This window comes from Algibacter pacificus (assembly GCF_008033385.1).
GTDB classification, from domain to species: Bacteria; Bacteroidota; Bacteroidia; order Flavobacteriales; family Flavobacteriaceae; genus Algibacter; species Algibacter pacificus.
Genome location: NZ_VOGY01000042.1, coordinates 1 through 1,377, shown reverse-complemented (window position 1 = coordinate 1,377; position 1,377 = coordinate 1). Strand labels below are relative to the sequence as shown.

Below are 1,377 nucleotides of genomic sequence, written 5' to 3'. Positions count from 1 at the left end.
AATTTGTTGCTCTAGTTTTAAACGTTTATCAGCACTATGCTTATATTTATAATAAGCATCACGTTTTAATCCAAAATAACTAGAAATAGTAGATAAGGAAGCAAATCCCTTAGATCTTTCTTTAGCTATGTTTAAGGCTTTATACTTAGTTTTTTTTTAGATCGGCTGTAGGCTTCCCTAAAAACAGAAACCGCCTTTAAAAGACGGTTTCTAATTATAATTTTAGGATACATTATGGGCTTGTGCAACGGTTACCGGTGTTGTAACACGTATTTTATTCATTAGTTATAATTTCGACAGCTTTCCAAACATACTCTTTAGAGAATTCTCCAAAGTAACTTATAAACTCATTATTTTCAGAAATAACCACAAAACTACTACAAGGATAATGTCGTTTAAAAAACAATCTTTCAATGGTTTGGTCAGGGTCTTTTATCCAATCTTTAAATCCATCATTTTTTCCATAAAGACCAACTTCAGTTTTATAAACATAAATCACATTTGATTCTTTTATTTTATTGATACCTTTTTCCATTTTGCTAAACCAACTTTTTATCGTTCTTCTTGTTGCAGAACCACCTGAATTGCAAGGGTCTTTTCCAGGATAATAAATTATAACTAATGGTTTTGTAGAGTCAATTTTCTTTTTCGCAGATAAGGTTAAAATGGAATCTAGATATTTTCTATTTTGTAAAGTTCCTTGATTTTCTCGTATTGAAAGCATTTTGTGATTTATAGAATCTCCTTGAACACTTAATAATCTATTTTTCCATTTTCTATTTTCATATTCCGTTTTTGAAATTGGATTATAGTTTTCGTCAAAGTACTTGATACTATCATTTTCAATTTTTTGGTTTTGTGAAAACGAGAAACTTGAAATAAATACAGTTATTATAAATATTAAAAATGGTCTTTTCATATGTGTTACAACGTTTATGTATAAGAATAGTTGCGAGTTTGTAAGCGAGGATTTTCCGCAGGAAAATCAGATGCAAGCAAACTTGCAATTACCATTATTTAAGCACAAAAGTAGCCATTGTTTATACACATTGTGCTTGTTGCACAAGATAAGAAAAATGCTATAATAAAATTGTATAAAAAAGTCAAATTTCTTATCTTTATATATGCAGGGAAAAAAGACATATCAAGAGAAGCTATTCAATCAATTTAGACTTAGCGAACGAGTGCCAGAAGACAATTTCTACCGTCGGCTTCATACAGCTATAGATCTTAACTTTCTTTATAAAACCACCAAAAAATTTTATGAGTCAAGTGGACAAATAAGCATCGATCCCATCGTGTTTTTTAAGCTTTGTTTAGTGGGGTATTTAGAGAATATAACTAGTGATCGTAAGCTTATAGCACATTGTAGCATGC

2 protein-coding genes are annotated in these 1,377 nt (G+C 29.9%); one reads left to right on the top strand and one right to left on the bottom strand.

Annotation, left to right across the window (positions count from 1 at the left end; all coding sequences use genetic code 11):
• Positions 1-274: 274 nt before the first annotated feature.
• The gene (locus tag FQU21_RS17290; protein ID WP_147679279.1) at positions 275-919 is read right to left on the bottom strand and encodes a hypothetical protein; all 645 of its coding nucleotides are present in this window, start codon (positions 917-919) and stop codon (positions 275-277) included.
• Positions 920-1,124: 205 nt separating this feature from the next.
• On the opposite strand from FQU21_RS17290, the gene FQU21_RS17285 reads away from it, so the two are divergent.
• The coding region (locus FQU21_RS17285; protein WP_147679277.1) for a transposase at positions 1,125-1,377 on the top strand (253 nt) is incomplete at its 3' end.

Excerpts from the sequence above, each read along its gene's own strand:
- FQU21_RS17290 (WP_147679279.1), bottom strand. The coding sequence starts at position 919 with ATGAAAAGACCATTTTTAATATTTATAATAACTGTATTTATTTCAAGT.